General features: G+C 62.0%; 19 protein-coding genes, 1 tRNA gene and 1 other RNA gene. 9 read left to right on the top strand and 12 right to left on the bottom strand.

Translation table 11 applies throughout. The features are described from left to right. Positions 1-151: 151 nt before the first annotated feature. Positions 152-1,780, top strand: coding sequence for an MFS transporter (locus ACSQ3F_RS05055; protein WP_436099221.1), 1,629 nt, complete (start codon positions 152-154; stop codon positions 1,778-1,780). A gap of 19 nt (positions 1,781-1,799) precedes the next feature. On the opposite strand, the gene ACSQ3F_RS05050 is transcribed toward ACSQ3F_RS05055, so the two are convergent. Then, positions 1,800-2,996, bottom strand: a complete 1,197-nt coding sequence (locus ACSQ3F_RS05050; protein WP_436099220.1) for a lytic murein transglycosylase — start codon at positions 2,994-2,996, stop codon at positions 1,800-1,802. 248 nt (positions 2,997-3,244) lie between these two features. Further along, the gene (gene recR / locus ACSQ3F_RS05045) at positions 3,245-3,850 is read right to left on the bottom strand and encodes a recombination mediator RecR (protein ID WP_436099219.1); all 606 of its coding nucleotides are present in this window, start codon (positions 3,848-3,850) and stop codon (positions 3,245-3,247) included. A 59-nt stretch (positions 3,851-3,909) separates the two neighbouring features. Here recR and ACSQ3F_RS05040 point away from each other — a divergent pair, with 59 nt between their 5' ends. Next, complete coding sequence (locus tag ACSQ3F_RS05040) at positions 3,910-4,524, top strand: MOSC domain-containing protein (protein WP_436099218.1); 615 nt, start codon at positions 3,910-3,912, stop codon at positions 4,522-4,524. Between the two features lie 61 nt (positions 4,525-4,585). Here the strand turns inward: ACSQ3F_RS05040 and ACSQ3F_RS05035 are convergent, their stop codons facing one another. The 3 genes from ACSQ3F_RS05035 to ffs all read right to left on the bottom strand — a co-directional run bounded on the left by ACSQ3F_RS05035 (position 4,586) and on the right by ffs (position 7,023). Next, on the bottom strand, positions 4,586-4,909 hold the full coding sequence (locus tag ACSQ3F_RS05035; RefSeq protein ID WP_037125981.1) for a YbaB/EbfC family nucleoid-associated protein: 324 nt from the start codon (positions 4,907-4,909) through the stop codon (positions 4,586-4,588). Between the two features lie 37 nt (positions 4,910-4,946). Beyond that, a complete protein-coding gene (locus ACSQ3F_RS05030) occupies positions 4,947-6,824 on the bottom strand; it encodes a DNA polymerase III subunit gamma/tau (protein WP_436099217.1) in 1,878 nt (625 codons plus the stop codon). A gap of 102 nt (positions 6,825-6,926) precedes the next feature. Further along, an RNA gene (gene ffs, locus ACSQ3F_RS05025) (signal recognition particle sRNA small type) lies at positions 6,927-7,023 on the bottom strand. A gap of 104 nt (positions 7,024-7,127) precedes the next feature. Here ffs and ACSQ3F_RS05020 point away from each other — a divergent pair. Both ACSQ3F_RS05020 and nudC read left to right on the top strand, forming a co-directional pair. Beyond that, on the top strand, positions 7,128-7,532 hold the full coding sequence (locus ACSQ3F_RS05020; RefSeq protein ID WP_436099216.1) for an HIT domain-containing protein: 405 nt from the start codon (positions 7,128-7,130) through the stop codon (positions 7,530-7,532). A gap of 2 nt (positions 7,533-7,534) precedes the next feature. Then, positions 7,535-8,509, top strand: coding sequence for an NAD(+) diphosphatase (nudC, locus tag ACSQ3F_RS05015; RefSeq protein ID WP_436099215.1), 975 nt, complete (start codon positions 7,535-7,537; stop codon positions 8,507-8,509). A 59-nt stretch (positions 8,510-8,568) separates the two neighbouring features. Here nudC and ACSQ3F_RS05010 read toward each other — a convergent pair whose 3' ends face one another. From ACSQ3F_RS05010 to ACSQ3F_RS05000, 3 genes are all read right to left on the bottom strand, one after another. Further along, complete coding sequence (locus tag ACSQ3F_RS05010) at positions 8,569-9,642, bottom strand: porin (protein ID WP_436099214.1); 1,074 nt, start codon at positions 9,640-9,642, stop codon at positions 8,569-8,571. Positions 9,643-9,834: 192 nt separating this feature from the next. After that, on the bottom strand, positions 9,835-10,689 hold the full coding sequence (locus ACSQ3F_RS05005) for a prephenate dehydratase (RefSeq protein ID WP_436099213.1): 855 nt from the start codon (positions 10,687-10,689) through the stop codon (positions 9,835-9,837). A 12-nt stretch (positions 10,690-10,701) separates the two neighbouring features. After that, positions 10,702-11,454: a 3-deoxy-manno-octulosonate cytidylyltransferase gene (locus ACSQ3F_RS05000; protein ID WP_436099212.1), complete on the bottom strand. Its 753-nt coding sequence runs from the start codon at positions 11,452-11,454 to the stop codon at positions 10,702-10,704. Positions 11,455-11,610: 156 nt separating this feature from the next. Between ACSQ3F_RS05000 and ACSQ3F_RS04995 the strand changes: the two genes are divergently transcribed. Further along, on the top strand, positions 11,611-12,255 hold the full coding sequence (locus ACSQ3F_RS04995) for a c-type cytochrome (RefSeq protein ID WP_436099211.1): 645 nt from the start codon (positions 11,611-11,613) through the stop codon (positions 12,253-12,255). A gap of 77 nt (positions 12,256-12,332) precedes the next feature. On the opposite strand, the gene ACSQ3F_RS04990 is transcribed toward ACSQ3F_RS04995, so the two are convergent. Beyond that, a complete protein-coding gene (locus ACSQ3F_RS04990; protein ID WP_436099210.1) occupies positions 12,333-13,277 on the bottom strand; it encodes an AEC family transporter in 945 nt (314 codons plus the stop codon). A gap of 140 nt (positions 13,278-13,417) precedes the next feature. Here ACSQ3F_RS04990 and ACSQ3F_RS04985 point away from each other — a divergent pair, with 140 nt between their 5' ends. Both ACSQ3F_RS04985 and ACSQ3F_RS04980 read left to right on the top strand, forming a co-directional pair. Further along, entirely contained in the window at positions 13,418-13,549 is a 132-nt protein-coding gene (locus ACSQ3F_RS04985; protein ID WP_436099209.1) for a hypothetical protein, read from the top strand. A gap of 199 nt (positions 13,550-13,748) precedes the next feature. Beyond that, entirely contained in the window at positions 13,749-14,006 is a 258-nt protein-coding gene (locus ACSQ3F_RS04980) for a BON domain-containing protein (protein ID WP_436099208.1), read from the top strand. Positions 14,007-14,074: 68 nt separating this feature from the next. Here ACSQ3F_RS04980 and ACSQ3F_RS04975 read toward each other — a convergent pair whose 3' ends face one another. Together ACSQ3F_RS04975 and ACSQ3F_RS04970 are read right to left on the bottom strand one after the other, a co-directional pair. Beyond that, entirely contained in the window at positions 14,075-15,334 is a 1,260-nt protein-coding gene (locus ACSQ3F_RS04975) for an alpha/beta hydrolase (RefSeq protein ID WP_436102044.1), read from the bottom strand. A gap of 261 nt (positions 15,335-15,595) precedes the next feature. Further along, positions 15,596-15,808 carry a helix-turn-helix domain-containing protein gene (locus ACSQ3F_RS04970; RefSeq protein ID WP_436102043.1) on the bottom strand — a complete coding sequence of 71 codons (213 nt, stop codon included), beginning with the start codon at positions 15,806-15,808 and terminating at the stop codon, positions 15,596-15,598. Between the two features lie 111 nt (positions 15,809-15,919). Here ACSQ3F_RS04970 and ACSQ3F_RS04965 point away from each other — a divergent pair, with 111 nt between their 5' ends. Beyond that, positions 15,920-16,459 carry a hypothetical protein gene (locus ACSQ3F_RS04965; protein ID WP_436099207.1) on the top strand — a complete coding sequence of 180 codons (540 nt, stop codon included), beginning with the start codon at positions 15,920-15,922 and terminating at the stop codon, positions 16,457-16,459. A gap of 165 nt (positions 16,460-16,624) precedes the next feature. On the opposite strand, the gene ACSQ3F_RS04960 is transcribed toward ACSQ3F_RS04965, so the two are convergent. After that, a tRNA-Ser gene (locus ACSQ3F_RS04960) sits at positions 16,625-16,714 on the bottom strand. A gap of 302 nt (positions 16,715-17,016) precedes the next feature. On the opposite strand from ACSQ3F_RS04960, the gene ACSQ3F_RS04955 reads away from it, so the two are divergent. Beyond that, entirely contained in the window at positions 17,017-17,334 is a 318-nt protein-coding gene (locus tag ACSQ3F_RS04955; protein ID WP_112852502.1) for a hypothetical protein, read from the top strand. The last annotated feature ends 38 nt before the right edge of the window (positions 17,335-17,372 follow it).

Raw genomic sequence — 17,372 nt, 5'->3', positions numbered from 1 at the left:
ATATGCCGAGCCTCGCCCGGTAAAACCGCTGTATCGCAGCTCGAGTGGCAAAATCCTGCCGGCGATTGTGCTTTTGCTTGCCCGGCAAATGTTCTGGCCTAGATTGGGCGTCACAAAGACTCCAGAACAAGACAGGGTGGGGGGACAGCGCTTGCCGCATCGACTATCGCCATTGGCGCCGTTCAGGCACGACACCTTTCGCGTCATCTGGGTGGCGAGCCTCGCCTCCAACTTCGGCGGCCTCGTCCAGGCCGTCGGCGCCGCCTGGATGATGACGTCGATCACCTCGTCGGTGAACATGGTGGCGCTGGTGCAGGCCTCGACCTCGCTGCCGATCATGCTGTTTTCGCTCGTCTCCGGCGCGCTCGCCGACAATTTCGACCGGCGCCGCATCATGCTGATCGCCCAGTGTTTCATGCTGGCCGTCTCGGCGCTTTTGACGGTCTGCACCTATTTCGGCCTTGTCACACCCTGGCTGCTCCTGCTCTTCACCTTCCTGATCGGCTGCGGCACGGCGCTCAACAATCCGTCCTGGCAGGCTTCCGTCGGCGATATGGTGCCGCGCGACGTGCTGCCCGCCGCCGTGGCGCTGAACAGCATGGGCTTCAACATTACCCGCTCCGTCGGCCCCGCGATCGGCGGTGCCATCGTCGCAGCGGCTGGCGCTGCCGCGGCCTTCGCTGCCAATACGCTGAGCTATTTCGCGCTTCTCTTCGCGCTCGTCCGCTGGCGCCGCGAAGTGACGCTGAGCAAGCTGCCGCGCGAACCGATGGTCAGGGCGATTTCGGCGGGGCTGCGCTATGTCGCCATGTCGCCCAATATCGGCAAGGTGCTGTTTCGCGGCTTCGTCTTCGGCCTTTCCGCCAGCGCCATCCTTGCGCTCCTGCCGCTGGTCGCCCGCGATCTCGTTGCCGGCGGGCCGCTCACCTACGGCATCATGCTCGGCGCTTTCGGCCTGGGGGCAATCGGCGGGGCGCTGCTGAGCGCCCGGCTGCGCGAGCAGCTTTCGAGCGAATGGATCGTGCGCATCGCCTTTGCCGGTTTCGCGGTCTCGAGCGTGATGACGGCCTTGAGCCCCTACGGTTGGCTGACAAGCCTTGCGCTTCTTCTCTCCGGCGCCGGCTGGGTGCTGGCGCTGTCGCTGTTCAATACGACGGTGCAGCTCTCGACGCCGCGCTGGGTGGTCGGCCGGGCGCTGTCGCTCTACCAGACCACCACCTTCGGCGGCATTGCCGCGGGCAGCTGGATGTGGGGGCAGGCGGCCGAGACCTATGGCCCGGCCAATGCGCTGGTCGCTTCGGCGCTGCTGATGGTCGTCGGTGCCGCCATTGGCCTTCGCCTGCCTTTGCCGGAATTCCAGTCGCTCAATCTCGATCCGCTCAACCGCTTCTCGGAACCGCTCTTGAAGCTCGACCTCAAGCCGCGCAGCGGACCGATCGTCGTGATGATCGACTACGACATCGCCGACGACGACGTGCCGGACTTCCTGACCGCCATGGCCGAACGCCGCCGCATCCGCATCCGCGATGGCGCCGGGCAATGGGCCCTGATGCGCGATCTGGAAAACCCGACGGTGTGGACCGAGACCTATCACGTGCCGACCTGGGTGGAATATGTCCGCCACAACCAGCGCCGGACGCAGGCCGACGCGGAAATCGGCGACCGGCTGTTGGAACTGCATCGCGGCGAGACCCCGCCGCACGTGCATCGGATGATCGAACGCCAGACCATCCTTCCCTACGATTACGAGCGCTACAAGCAGCAGATGGACATGCACTGACGCACGGTGCCGCTTCTGCTCAGCGTAGCTTGGCCTTCAACCCTGCATCCGGAAAGCACGTCGGTGCCCGGCCATTCTTCGCCTGCCAGTCACCGAGAGAGCGGCGGGTCTTGTAGCCGGCGAGGCCGTCGGCCTTGCCGATATCATAGCCCTGTGCCTGCAGGTTCTTCTGCATCTTTAGCACGTCCGAGCGCAGCATCTTGCCGACGTCGCCGAACTGGCCCCTGAAGGCGCCGCCACCGGATGAAATCCGGTCGGCGAGGTTGCCGATGAACAGGGCGTAGAGGTCGGAGTTGTTGTATTCCTTGACCACGTAGAAATTCGGCGTGACGATGAATTCCGGCCCATGGCGGCCGGCTGGCACCAGCATCATTCCGCTGGCCTTGCTTTCATCAGTTGGAAAGGCCTTGCCGGAAACCCGCTCGATGCCGGTCGAGGCCCATTGCGCAATCGGCTTGGCAAGGTCCGGCCCTTCCTGCGCACAGGAGACCTTGGCCGGGATGCTGACCTCGAAGCCCCAGTCGCGGCCGCGCTGCCAGCCCTTTTCCGACATATAATGGGCGATCGAGCCGAGCACGTCCGGCACCGAATTCCAGATGTCGCGCCGCCCGTCGCCATCGAAATCGACGGCATATTTCAAAAAACTCGTCGGCAGGAACTGCGGCTGCCCCATGGCGCCGGCCCAGGAGCCCTTCATTTCGGCCTCGCGCACGTCGCCGCTGTCGAGAATATGAAGGGCTGCGATCAGTTCGCGCCGGAAGAGATCGCCGCGCGTCGACATGAAGGCCTTGGTCGCCAGCACATCCATGATCGGATGCGGGATCTTTGCACGGCCGAAGCCGGATTCGCGGCCCCAGATGGCGAGCACGATCGGCCCGGGAACGCCATAGGTCTTTTCGATCCGCTTGAGTGTCGCGGCATGGGTCTTGGCAAGGCTGCGGCCGGTTGCGGCCAGTCCCTGCAGACGCTGTTCGGAGAAATAGGCGCCTGGCGAAGAGAATTCCGCCTGGCTCTGCTTCTGCTCGCTCGGCGGCTTGGTGCCCGGTGGCACGAGGTCCGGCAGGTCCCAGTTGAGCGTCACGCCGGAAAAGGCGGCGCTGAAGGATTTTTCCGAAATGCCGGCCTTCTGCGCTTCCGGCCAGAGGTCGGTTTGCAGCCACTGGCGGAACTGCGCCTCGGTCTCGGCCTTGGAGGCGGCGAGGGTGGGCAGGGGCATCAGCGATACAATCGTCGCGATTATCGCGGCTAGAGTGTGCCGCGCCTTACCCCCCTCTGTCGGCGATGCCGACATCTCCCCCTCAAGGGGGGAGATTATTCTTTTCCCTCGTGGCGCTCTCTTCAAATAGTGAAAGACCTTGGCAACCACTGACAGCGCGGCATCTGATCTCCCCCCTTGAGGGGGAGATGTCACGGAGTGGCAGAGGGGGGTGGGCACTCTCGGCACGACGAAAGCCTGTTGCATTCTCAAATCACCGTCCTCGCCCGTAGCGCCGCCGTCAGTGTGCCCTCGTCCAGATAGTCCAGCTCGCCGCCGACGGGGACGCCGTGGGCGAGACGGGTGATCTTGACGTCGAGGCCGTCGAGCTGGTCGGTGATGTAGTGCGCGGTCGTCTGGCCTTCGACGGTGGCGTTGACGGCGATGATCAGTTCATGCACGCCGCCCTTCGAGACACGCTCGATCAGACCCTTGATGTTGAGGTCGTCGGGTCCGACGCCGTCGAGGGGCGAGAGCGTGCCGCCGAGCACATGATAGGCCGTGTTCATCGCGCCTGCCCGCTCCAGCGCCCAGAGGTCGGAGACGTCCTCGACGACGATGATCACGGAATTGTCGCGCCGGTCGTCGGTGCAGACGCTGCAGGGATCGCTGGTATCGACATTGCCGCAGCAGGAACAGATCCGGACCTTGGCGTAGGCGTCGCCCATCGCGTCGGCCAGCGGGCCAAGCAGTTGGTCCTTCTTCTTGACCAGATGAAGTGCTGCACGCCGGGCCGATCGCGGCCCGAGCCCGGGCACCTTCGCCAGGAGCTGAATGAGTTTTTCGATTTCGGGGCCGGTGACTCGCTTTGCCATGCGGCGGTTCTACTCCATATCCGTGGGGAACGGAATCGCTTAAAACGAGAGCATCGCCGATGAAAATCCTGGCCGTTTGTACCGGCAGCGCCGAAATCTTGCCCGGCAAGTCCTACAAGACCGGCATCTTCAAGCACCCGGTCGAAGCCGCCGTGATGATCGACCGCGAAGGCCTGATCGGCGACAGGATCTGCAACCGCAAACACCATGGCGGCGTCGATCAGGCGGTTTATGCGCTCGGCTCGGTCGATCTCGACTGGTGGTCGAAGGAACTCGGGCGCAATCTGGAACCCGGCATTTTCGGCGAAAATCTCGTGATCGAAGGCGCCGATAGCCGGAAGGTTTCCGTCGGCGACCGATTTGTGACCGATGCGATCGAGCTCGAAGTCACCTCCGCCCGCATTCCCTGCGCCACGCTTGCGGCGCGGATGGAGGACCCCGCTTTCGCAAAGCGTTTCGCCAAGGCGGGGCGGCCGGGTTTCTACTGCCGCGTGCTCAAGGATGGCGTCGTTCAGGCGGGCGATGCCGTCACCTATCAGGCCTATTCGGGGCCGCCGGTCCTGATGCCGGAAATGCTCGAAACCTTCGGCAAGAATCTCACCGACGAGGATCGCGACCGATATCTCGCAGCGCCGATCCATTACAAGCTTCGTGCCAAGCTCACCAGCGCCTGAGCGTCTGCAATCCCGCCATCGGCATTTGCCTGGCCGTCACTCGCCTGTGTCGTTTTGCGGCTTAAAAAGGCAGCTTCATGCCGGGCGGGATCGGCAGGCCAGCGGTGAGCGCGCGGGTCTTTTCGGCGGTGATCGCCTCGGCCTTGTCCTTGCCGTCCTTGTGCGCGGCGACGATCAGGTCTTCGAGAATCTCGACATCGTCTTCCTTGAACAGCGACGGGTCGATCTTGATGCCCTTCAAGTTGCCCTTGCCGTCCATGCGCACGGTGACCAGACCGCCGCCGGAGGTGCCGTCGACTTCGAGCGCAGAAATCTCTTCCTGCATCTTCTCCATCTTGGCCTGCATTTCCTTGACCTTGCCCATCATGCCCATGATGTCGCGCATCGCCATGTCCTCTTCCTGTCTCGTGGTAATGTTACACTTAGTGCTCGATATCGTCGCCGGGAAGGATATCGCCTTCTTCGGATTCGGCGGCGGCCACGGCCTGCGGCTCTTCCTCCGGTTCCGGCCCCTTTATCCGCACGTCGGCGATCTTTGCGCCGGGAAACCGTGCGATGATGGCGGCGACGTCCGGGTCCTGCCGGGCGTCATTGAATTGTCGCTCCTTCGTGGCCGCTTCGGCCTCCACAAGCGTCGGTTGGCCGGGCTCGCGGCTGAGGATCACCATCCAGCGGATGCCCGTCCACTCTTCCAGCTTTTTCTGAAGCTCGGCAACCAGCGTCTTCGGCGCATCATCCGGCAGGTTGATCTCCAGCCGCCCGGGCTCCAGATGGACGAGACGGACGAAGTTGCGGACCAGCGTCTTCAGCCTGATATCGCGGTTGGCGGCGCAGAGTTCCGCAATGTCGCTCGCCGATTTGACGGCGACCTTCGGTTCCGCTTTTGTCACCGGGGCTTCGGCCGGCTTTTCTTCCGTCTTGCCAACCGGCATTTCCGGCTGCGGTGCTGCGTTCGGCACGGCGCGCAGCATGGTCGCGCCGTTTCCGGTCGCGCGCTGCGTCGGCGGCATATCGCTGCCGCGGGCCTGCATGGAGGTGCTGGCAAGGGGGGGCCGTGCCCCGCCGCCATTGCCGCCGTTCGGCGCGGAAGGCTGCCGCTGGGGTTCGCCGCCGGACAGTTCGAGCAGCCGGCGGGCCGCATCCTCCGGCGAGGGAAGGTGGGCAGCATGGGCGAGACGGATCAGCACCATCTCGGCGGAGCCGGCCGGACGCGAGGAGCTTTCCGTTTCCGGAATACCCTTCAAGAGCATTTGCCAAATGCGCGACAGCGTGGTCACGGAGATGCTGGACGAAAACTCGGCGCCGCGGGTGCGTTCGATCTCGCTCAGCGACTGGTCGTTGGCGGCATCCGGCACATATTTCAGCCGAGTGACGAGATGGGTGAAGTCGGCAAGGTCGGTCAGCACCACGGACGGGCTGGCGCCGGCCTCGTATTGGGCAGCGAATTCATCCAATGCGGCTGCAACGTCGCCTTTGACGATATGCTGGAACAGATCGACGATGCGGGCGCGGTCGGCAAGTCCGAGCATCGAGCGCACGGCTTCGACCTCCACCACGCCGCCGCCATGGGCGATCGCCTGATCGAGCAGCGACAGGCCGTCGCGTGCGGACCCTTCCGCCGCGCGGGCGATCATTGCCAGCGCATCCGGATCGGCCGAAATGCCTTCCTTGCCGAGAATGGTGGTGAACAGGCCGACGAGATCCGACGCGCCGATGCGGCGCAGGTCGAAGCGCTGGCAGCGCGACAGGACGGTGATCGGCACCTTGCGGATTTCGGTCGTCGCGAAAATGAACTTCACATGCTCCGGCGGCTCTTCGAGCGTCTTCAACAGGCCGTTGAAGGCCTGGGTCGACAGCATGTGCACTTCGTCGATGATATAGACCTTGTAGCGCGCCGAAACAGGGCGGTAGCGTACCTGCTCGATAATCTCGCGGATATCGTCGATGCCGGTATGGGAGGCGGCGTCCATCTCGATGACATCGACATGGCGGCCTTCCATGATCGCCTGACAATGTTCGCCGAGGATACGCAAGTCGATGGTCGGCTGGTCGATTTCAGTCGTCTTGTAGTTCAGCGCGCGCGCCAGGATGCGGGCCGTGGTCGTCTTGCCGACGCCGCGCACGCCGGTCAGCATATAGGCCTGGGCGATGCGGCCGGTCTCGAACGCATTGGTGAGCGTGCGCACCATCGGTTCCTGGCCGACCATCAGGTCGGAGAAATCCTTGGGGCGGTATTTGCGTGCGAGAACCCGATAGGCGGCGGGTTTTTCGGATGTCGGGAGTAGGGTATCTTCGCTCATCGCCCCTGCCGCTTGGCTACAAGTCTTGTCCAGACAGGACGCTGCTTCCTCGTGTTTCGGCGTCCTTTGCGCGCTTTTCAACCGCGCGGCGCCGAAAAAAGGGTGGGAGGCTGGCACGATGACCCGTGCCTGGCTCGTTGGGGCTGCTTCCTTCCGGACCTGACCCGGTTGGCGAGTGGCTCGTCCACCACCAACCTCCCGGCTCTCATATCGGCAATATCGAAACCAAAAGCAAGCCACGCCTTCAAAAAACTGCTATCGTTGTGCAAACAAACAAAAAATCACTGTCCATGGGAGACCTGCTTGCCTGCCTTCGATATCGATGAACGTCTTCAGCGCGATGGATTGCTGATCGCCACACTCGGTCTTTGCCAGCTTCGCATCAACAACGACCGCCGCTGGCCCTGGCTGGTGCTCATTCCGCAGCGCGACGGCGTGTCGGAAATCTTCGACCTGACGCCGCTCGACCAGGCGATGTTGACTTTCGAGACGAATATGGCCGCTTCGGCATTGAAAAAGGTGACGGGGGCGACGAAGATCAATGTCGGCGCGCTTGGCAATATCGTCCGCCAGCTTCACGTCCATGTCATCGCCCGCAGCGAGGGGGATGCCAATTGGCCGGGGCCGGTCTGGGGTTTCGGGACAGCCGACCCCTGGGACGATGACGAGCGCAAGGCATTCGCGGCACGGATACTGGAAAACCTTTGATCATGACGAAATCGATCTTCGAACTGCACAGCCCGCACCCCGAGCCGAGCACGCTCGTTGCTTTCGCCGAGAATCATCTGGACCGGCAGTCGGAGCATCGACCCGACGATTGCGTCGAAGTCGCCTTCCGCAAGGAGGGCGCGCATGTCTTCGCCTTTTCCGGCGGCAAGCTGGTTGTCAAACATGACGAGAAGATCATCGATCCGCTGTTCGCGCCCTATGAACTCGCGGGACTCGAGCCCGAGCTTGATGATGCGATCCTGCTCGGTTTCTTGGCCAACGGCGAGCCGCGGCTGGCTGTTCCGGTCGGCCTGACGGAGGAAACGCTTCCCGAACCCTTCAAGCTCGCCGACGGTCGCACGCTTTACCGCCAGCAGATGCTGCCCGACGAGTTGCTCGGCCAGTTCGCCCAGGCATCGAGCCTGATCACGTGGAATGCGGCGAACCGATTCTGCGGCAAATGCGGCTCGGCGATGGAGGGCAAGGCCGGTGGTTACCGCCGCGTCTGCACCGCCTGCGGCCACATGGCCTTTCCGCGCACCGATCCGGTGGTCATCATGTTGACCGTCGACATCGAGCGTGACCTCTGCCTGCTCGGACGCAGCCCGCATTTTCCGGAAGGCATGTATTCTTGCCTCGCGGGCTTCGTCGAGCCGGGCGAGACGATCGAGAATGCCGTGCGCCGCGAAACCCACGAGGAATCCGGCATCCGCGTCGGCCGCGTCCGCTACCATGCCTCGCAGCCCTGGCCGATGCCGCACACGCTGATGATCGGCTGCTACGCCGAGGCCCAGTCCCGCGATATCCATCGCGACGTGCAGGAGCTTGAGGATTGCCGCTGGTTCACCCGCGAGGAAACCGCCGCGATGCTGGCGCGAAACACCGGCGTGGCGCTCACCGACGGCGAACTCGGAACCCCACCGAAAGGCGCCATTGCCCATGAACTGATGCGCGACTGGCTGGACTGGCGGCGCTGAGGGGATAAAACGCAAATCGGCGCCCGGGTCGGACGCCGATCTCTTTCGCTCACTCCGGCTTAGAAATCCCGCTGAACGCGCAGGATTCCGCCGAAGGCCTCGCCGCTGCCGCGCTCGCCGCCGAAGTCGGTGTAGTTGAGCTCCGGCATGATCGTCAGGCCGGGCACCAGCGCGTATTCGACGTTCAGGGCGCCGGCAAAGGTTCCATCTTCCTCGTAGGCGGCCTGGCCATTCAGGGATGCCTTCTCGTTCAGCGTCGCGGAGAAACCGCCCCAGGCCGCCCAGTCGCCATACCAGGGGCCATAGTAGTTCAGCTGACGGCTGCCGCCGGGGCCTGTGTCGTTGTCCCAATCCGACTGATAGCCGCCCATCAGGAAGACCGAAAACGTTTCGTTGAACTTGACGTCGACGCGGACCTTGCCGCCGAAGGCATCGGCGTAGGTATCATAACCACCGACGGCTGCGATCCCGCCCCAGTCCTGCTCGTATTTCACGCCGCCGAGGATATGCGGAGCATCGCCGCCGCTGTAGGAAGCAGATGGCACAGGAGCAAAGCCTGTATCGTAGTCGCCGGAGCCTTCCTCCAGGCCGATCAGGGCGGAAAAGCCGTTTCCGGCGTCATAGACATAGCTGGCCTGGTTCGTGCGATCCCCGGTGTAGTCGATGACATCGTCGTTGATGATATTGCCGGCCGAATCAAGCCAGGTGTCAAATCTCGAATCGTCATAGCCGGCGCGGAAGCCGGCAAGGTCGATATAGGCGCTGTTGATATAGCTTGTGGTGGCATCATCGGCGGTCGCCTGGCTGCGCAACTCGATAAAGGAGCGCAGCGTGCCGTATTCCGTGTCGTTGCGGGCATCGAGCCTGATGGTTCCGCGCGCAAACCCTGCCCAGCCTATATCGTCACCGCTATACGGGTCGTCGCCGAAACTCCATTCGGATCGCACGTAGCCGCTGATCCTCAGGCAGGTCTCCGTGCCTGGGATATAGAAAAAGCCTGTGCCGAAGGCGTCGCAGACGCGGACATATTCCATGGGCTCAGGTTCGGCAGCGACGATTGCGTCGGCTGCGCGGGCGCCCGTCGCGGCCATCAATGCCGCCGCCGAGCAGAGAAGGAGTGTCTTGATCGTCATGGGCTAACCTCTTTGCCGTGCTCGCCGAAGACATCGGCATGCACCCGGAACTGTTGCCGAATCACAATTGCGCGCTTCGAATCAATCGGCACGCAACACGCCAAACAAACCACGAAGATCAGTTACAGAACAGCCATTTTTCGGCCGGCAATCCCGGCCGGGCATTCCGGCGGTCGGACAGGGCCGGTGTTTCTACAAAACGAGCCGCATCGGATGCGCCGCGTAGGAGCCGAGAATGCGGACCTTCTCGGAAAAATACCGCAGCTCGTCCAGCGCCTGGCGGACATGCGCGTCGTCCGGATGGCCTTCGATATCGGCATAGAACTGCGTGGCGATGAACTTGCCGCCGAGCTGATAGCTTTCCAGCTTCGTCATGTTGATGCCGTTGGTCGCAAAGCCGCCGAGCGCCTTGTAGAGCGAAGCCGGAATGTTGCGGACGTTGAAGACGAAGGTCGTGACGATAACGTCTTTCTCCGACTGCCGCTTGATCTCTTTTGCGTCGCGCGAGAGGACGACGAATCGCGTGACGTTGTTTTCCGTGTCCTCGACGTTCTCAGCGATGATTTCGAGCTTGTAGAGATCGGCGGCGAGCCGCGGCGCAAGGGCTGCCATCGACCGGTCGCCTTTTTCCGCCACCAGCTTGGCAGCACCCGCGGTATCGCCGGCGACGACCGGCTTCCAGCCATTGGCGCGGACGATCATGCGGCACTGGCCGAGCGCATGAATGTGGCTGTGCACGGTGCGGATCTCGTCGCGCGAAACGCCCGGCAGCACCATCAGCTGGAAGCGGATCGGCATGAAATATTCGCCGATGATATGCAGCCGTGATTCGGGTAGCAGATGGTGGATGTCGGCGACACGGCCGGCAATCGTGTTTTCGATCGGGATCATCGCAAGGTCAGCCTCGCCGTTCTCGACCGCCAGGAACGCGTCCTCGAAGGTCTGGCAGGGCAGCGGCTCCATGTCCGGAAACATGTCGCGGCAAGCCATGTCGGAGTTGGCGCCGTAGTCGCCCTGGAAGGAGATGCGGTTAGTCTTGGTGGTCATCGCGGGTTCCGATCAGGCTTTTGCGGAAAGAAGGCGCCGGGCTTTTTCAAGATCGGCCGGGGTATCGACGCCAAGCGGAATGGATTTGACGATCTCGACATCGATGCGCATGCCGGCTTCGAGTGCGCGCAACTGCTCCAGCGATTCGCGCTTTTCCAGCGTCGAAGGCGGCAGCGATACGAATTTTTCGAGCGCAGCACGCCGATAGGCGTAGAGCCCGATATGGTGATAGAGCGGCCCCTCGCCGTGCGGCGCGGTGGTGCGGGTGAAATAAAGCGCCTTCAGGCGCGTCTCGGACAGAGGCGACCCGACGACCTTGACGACGTTCGGATTGAGTTTCTCGTCCTCATCCTCGATCTCCACGGTCAGCGTGGCGATATCGACCTCAGGGTTTTCCAGCGGCCGAAGTGCGGCGCGGATGGTCTCCGGCTCGATCGTCGGCAGATCGCCCTGGACGTTGATGATGGTCTCGGCCTTGCCATCCGGGTCGCTCTTCAGAAGTGCTTCATAGATGCGGTCGGAACCGGACTGGTGATCCACCCGGGTCATCACGGCCTCGAAACCGGCAGCGGTTACCGCATCGAACGTGTCCTGATGATCGACGGCGACGACGATCCGCCCGGCCTGTGCATCCTTTGCCCGCAAGGCGACCTGTACGATCATCGGGAGGCCGCAAATGTCGGCGAGCGGCTTGCCTGGAAGGCGCGTCGAGGCCATGCGGGCAGGAATGAGAATGAGGGTTTTGTCCAAATTGTCGCTATTCATGCTTGGGCCTTCAAAACGCGCCGGAAAAGTGTCAAAAGGTCTCAGTCCGGGGCTTATAATGTCTGTTGCAACGCAAAGCCAAAAGACATAGGTTCCGCGCGATTTCAAGATAGGCCGGCGTTTTGTTTGCGCCGGTTGCAAGGGGAGCGTTTGCAGATGAACCCATATGTGAACATGGGCGTGGGTGCCTTTCTTGGTACGGTCTTTGTTTTGCTGTCCGTATCGATCGCATCGGAAGGCATTTTCCATTCGGAAGCTCCCGAAAAGGAAGGTTTCGCCATCATCGCCGAGGAAGGCGCATCAGAAGCCGGTGCCGGCGGCGCGGCAGAAGCCGAAGTCGATATCAAGCCGTTGCTCGCTTCGGCCGACCCGGCTGCCGGCGCGACCGTCTTCAAGAAATGCGCGAGCTGTCACACCTCGGAGAAGGGCGGGCCGAACAAAGTCGGTCCGAATCTCTGGGGCGTGGTCGAGCGTCCGATCGCCTCGCATGAGGGCTTCAGCTACTCGGCCGGCATGAAGACCTTCGCCGAAGCCAACAAGACCTGGAGCTACGACCATCTGAGCTTCTTCATCGAAGCGCCGAAGAAGCATGTTCCGGGCACCGCGATGGGTTTTGCCGGCGTCAAGAAGCCGGAAGAGCGCGCCAACCTGATTGCCTGGCTGCGCGAACAGGCCGATTCGCCGGTGGCATTGCCCGACGCTTCCGCTGCCGCGACGCCTGCCGCTGAAGGCGAAGCCGCAAAGCCTGCTGCCGAAGGCGAAGCAACGAAGCCGGCCACGGAAACCGCGCCGGCTCAATAAGCCTGCTTCCACAGGCAGATCTGAGAATAGAGCCCGGCCATGTGCCGGGCTTTTTCGTGACCGCTTCAGCCCGAATCTTAGAGCAGGACATAGGCCCAGGCCGAAACCGAGATGACACCGAGGGCTGTGGTGATGGTGATCGTCGAGGAAGCGAGCCCGTGGCCGACGTTGAAATGATTGGCGATCAGCCAGGCGTTGACGCCGGTCGGCACGGATGAGGTCAGCACCAGGGCGGCCGTCCAGTTGCTATTGAGGCCGAGCAGCTGGCAGGCACCATAGACGGTTGCCGGCAGAATGACGAGCTTCAGGACGCTGGTGATCGAGGCAAGCCCGGTATTGCCGACAAGGCCATACTTGTCGAGCGCCATGCCGATCGAAACGAGCGCCGCCGGGGCGGCGACCGAGGCGAGTTGGTCGATGACGACCTTGACCGGTCCGCCAGGCGGCAAGCCGATGAGATGGACGAGCGCTCCGCAGACAAGGCCGATGACCAGCGGATTGCGTACCAAATTGCGCAGAATGCCCTTCAACAGCCGAAAGGGACTCTGGCCGGGCTTGCCGCTCGTCTTGCGCTCGGCCCGCTCCATCAGGATCGTGCCGGCGATCATCATGACCGGCAGATGCACCGAAAGCAGGATGGAGAGTGCCACGACCCCTTCCTCGCCGACGTTACGGGAGACGAGCGGCAGGCCGATGAAGACTGTATTGGCGAAGGCGGAGGAAACGCCGGCGAGCACGCCGACGCGCGCATCCTTCCTGAAAAACAACGTGGCTGCGAGATGTCCGAGCGTCCATGCGACCGCAACGCCGGAGAAATAGGCAACCCAGAGCGGCCAGGGCGAACCTTCCTTGAAGTCGGCCTCGGCAATGGTGCGGAACAAAAGAACCGGCACGGCGACGCGGAAGACGAAATCGCCAAGCGCTTCGCCGACCGTCGCCTTCAGATAGTTCGTCCGCACGATCAGCCAGCCGAGCAGGATCAGGACGAAAATCGGCACGACATTCAGGAAGACATCGGACATCGGGGGCTGCCTCTGGGCGAGTTGAGCTTCCGCCATAGACCCATTCGGCGCGATGCCGCAACCCGAAGAGGAGCACGGATTCGATGCGTCGCGTATTTCACGCGAGGCTCATATGGCAGGATGGCGACAGGAGGTTTGCGATGATTGACGAATGGCGGCAGGAGCCGGTCGTCCTCGAACACGACGGAATAGGCACATACCGCGTCATCCGCAACACGCGCGAGGCTGCAGAATACCTCCTCGACAAGTGGCTGGTTCATGACGAGCGGTGAGCCGGATTTGCCGCATGTGCTCGCGGCGAGCAGCCGGTAGCCCGCAGCCGCGGCGAGGCCTTCATTCACGTCCAGCAGAATGGCTGACGACCAGCGCTTCACCAAGCGACGGCAGACGCCGCCATCTCCATGAGATGATGTCGGAAACGCGGGAACATTCGGGAAAAACTTGCGTTGTCCCTTTGAAAGATAGCAGGCCATGAACAAGCAGATTTACACCCATCAGGATGGTCACTCGGATTTGACCGACGACGATCTCGCCGAGAAGGTTCTGCGTTACATCCAGTATTCTGCGCTGATCGATACGTCGGGGCTTTCTGTGATGGCCGTCGGCCGGACGGTTGTTCTGAGCGGCTATGTTTCCTGCGAAGCCGAGGTCGGCTGCGTCGAGGAAGCGGCCGCCTCGGTGATTGGCGTGCATCTCGTGGAGAACCGGTTGGAGGTTCTCAAGCACTGATGCATGTCGTTCGGGCTGGTTCGAGCCGCCGGTGATGAAAGGGGACGGATCGTCGATGCGCTGACGGGTCAGTTCAGAGGCGCGTTTTCGCCTTGGAGGGTGGTGTCGAGATCGCCCGGCCTCTTTTTCGGCGATGTCTTGAGGTTCCCGGAGAGAATGTCGACCGGCGTCGCGACCGTGGTGGCGGCCACCTTGCCAATGTTGCTGGCGGTCCCCGCGACCACTGCGGTAATGCCGTCGCCGAGGCCGACATCTGAATCCGTCAATGTTTGCCCCGTTACCAGCCGCTGGCCGATCAGCTGCACGATCTGCGGACTTTCGGCGAACTTGCCGTGGTTCAGCCGATCGGTGGATTTCACCTTGGTCAGATCGACGACGGTGATGCCGGCAGCTTCGAGCTTGGTCTTGTAGGGTTCTTCCGCCGGATTGATCTGGCCCAGCCGCTGGACGTCGCCGGATATATAGCGGGAGAGCGCAAGCGCCCGGTCGTCCTGCGAGACGAAGATGGTGAAGTTCGGCCGCTTGTCGCCCAGCTCGCTCCATTGCCGGGCAAACACGTCGACATCGATATCCGGTGAGGCGAGAATGACATTTTCGATTTTTTTCGGCAGCGATCCATCCCGGATCGCCATCTGGCGGATCGATTCCATCGCCAGCCAGGTTCCCATCGAATGGGCGAGGATGGTGATGTCCTTGACGTCCTTGTCCTCGACAAGCGCCTTCAGCACCCTTTCCAGCGAGGTACGCGAATAGTTGGTGCTTTCCTTGTCGTAGTTATAGTCGAACACTTTTGCGCGCGATGGCCAGGTGAACAGGATCGGCGTCACGTCGGCGCCGGAATCGTGGACGATCTGGGCGAAGCGGAAGACCGAATCCTCATAGGTGTTGTTGAAGCCGTGGATGAACACCATGGCATGTCCGCCCTTCGAATGCCGGCGTACCCAATCATGGCCTTCCTGGACCGTCTTAACCGGCTGGACGCGCACCACGGCGAAGTCCGTTTCGGGATTGGGCGGCAGCTTCTTCGGCCATTGCACGGTGCCGGCAACGCGCTCCTTGCTCGACGGAATGGAGACGGCGACGTCGGTGATGGAGGGACTTGTGCTGCGCTCGCCGGAAAACAGGGTGGCCGGATTGTCGGACGGCCGCCGGCTGGTCGCCACCAGCATGTCGACGACGGCATTGCCCTTTGGTTCCTCGGCAAGGTTGAGCGGCTCCATGACGCCCTTCACATGACCGCCGCAGCCCGAAAGCGCCATGGAGAGCGACAATGCGACAGCAACCCGCCGACTGCGTTTCGGTGACGTCGCCGGGACGCCATTCGACATTTTTCTCATGACCACGCTTCCACCCGAGCAACACGCCGCAAACCGCCCCAGCTTGCGGGCTCGACTCCGCACACAATCGACGGGCCTCGTCAAGTCCGTGGCAGGAAACTTGAGGGTTCGCCGGATCTGTCGCACGGCTCCTTGCCGTAGCGATACCGTAACCTGTGTCCGGAGGAGGGGAAAAGTGGCGGATCGAGTGTCAGGCGTTTTTATGTTCGAAGACAATGCATGGCCAATACTCGAGGGGAGCGATCAGCTCTTTCATTTCGCCTGCCTCACGCCTGGGCCACCACCGGCCGACGTCTCACCATCGCTTATGAAAACGACCCCCGCATCCTCCATCGCTTTCCGCATCTTGTCGACGCTACTCACGCGAGCGTCTTGACCGGCTTCAAAACGGTTCACGGTGTTAGCTCCCACGTCAGACTTCCTGGCGAGTTCCTGGGTGCTCCAATTGAGGGCTGCACGCCCCATGCGACATTGATTTGGCTTCATGTGGTGTTTTTATCACCAGATTGGCTTGACAGCAAATCGGTGATGATATTATCGTTAATGGTGTAAACATCACCATTAGGAGTAATTCCAATGCCGAACACCATCGTTCCAGTCGCTGGCGAAGCCATGCGGAAAAATGAAAGTGCAAAGTTCTCGATCCGCGCGCCTCGCCTCATCGACATCGTAGCCAAGCTCGTCGAGGCGCGGGACTTTTGCGAGGCGATCTTTATGGCTGCAGCAAGCTTCTGCGACCCCGCCCAAGGTCGGTGTTTTCCAACGTTTGTCCCAAGTCGTGAAAGACCGTGCCCGCGAAGCGATCGACATCGCTTAAGCCCTGGCGGCGTCATCGAAACGACCAAGATCAGCAGAAGAGTCATGCTTGGCGGATTCGCTGCAACAGCCGGCGGGATGGTCGCCAAGGCCATTCCCCTGCCAGCGCCGGCCGCCGCCGACGCAATGCCTGCTCTGTCACCTGAAGAGCGCCTGCAGGCCGCCATCGAAGAGCTGCAAGCGGCAGCGATCGCCGTAATTCCGCGCATTGCCGACTGGAGACTCTGCGTAAAGCCGGACATGGATGGTTGCCCGCTCTTAGTTGCCGCGTTCACGCCACGGAAAGAGGACAAGAGATGAGTAAGATTTCGGGTGGCTGATCAGTGGATTCCTGCCGGTCGATCAGCCGCTCACCTGAGTTCTATCCACAGAACATCCAACGCACGTACAGCGAACAAATATGGCGGGGGTGCTCATTGAGGCGAAGATAATATGAAATATATTCAGATTCTTAGGGATAATAAATGGCGGACAGAGCGGGATTCGAACCCGCGATACGCTCTCACGTATACACACTTTCCAGGCGTGCGCCTTCAACCACTCGGCCACCTGTCCGTTTTGTCAATCGCACCGGCGGTTGGGTCCGGTGGATCAGAGACAAGCGCTTGCTTTCTCCTGAAGCCCGTTCGGCAAAGGCCAAATCGGGGTGTCCGGCAAGGGAAAACCTGCAGACCGGCGCGATATATACCGATGAAGCGTGGCGGATCAACTGGTTTCTGACAGTTTTTTGACTTCTTGTGATGGGTGGCCGCAAAAGTGCGGCATTGCACTTCATGAGACCTCTGCCTATTTCTTGCTGAGCAGGAGAAATCCGGCCGGATCGACATGGGTTTCCGGCCGGTCGGCGGAGGGGCGGAATGCGGTTTTTGCTGCGGTTTGCAAGTTTTCTGGCGCTCGTTGCCGGCGTTCTGGTGGCGTCGGTGGACGCCATCCAGTCGGTCTCGGCGTCCCAGCCGGTGTTGACACCGCTCTCGACGGCGCTGGCAGCGGGCGGCTCGTCGACCCAGTCGCTGGTCGAGGCATTGGAACGGCCGCATGCCGGCGGTGCGTTCTGGGATCCGGTGATCCGCTGGTCGCTGCAGCAGCCGGCCTTCGCCTTTTTCCTGCTGATCGCGCTGCTGCTCTGGATGATGGGCTACAAGCGACCGCCGGTCGCCGGCCGCTTTTCCGCCTGACCGCCGGATGGCTCCAACAGATTGAAGAATGCGGTGCC

The organism is Pararhizobium sp. LjRoot238 (assembly GCF_964252955.1).
In the GTDB taxonomy this organism is placed as follows: domain Bacteria; phylum Pseudomonadota; class Alphaproteobacteria; order Rhizobiales; family Rhizobiaceae; genus Pararhizobium.
This window is presented reverse-complemented; position numbering and strand designations above follow the sequence as displayed.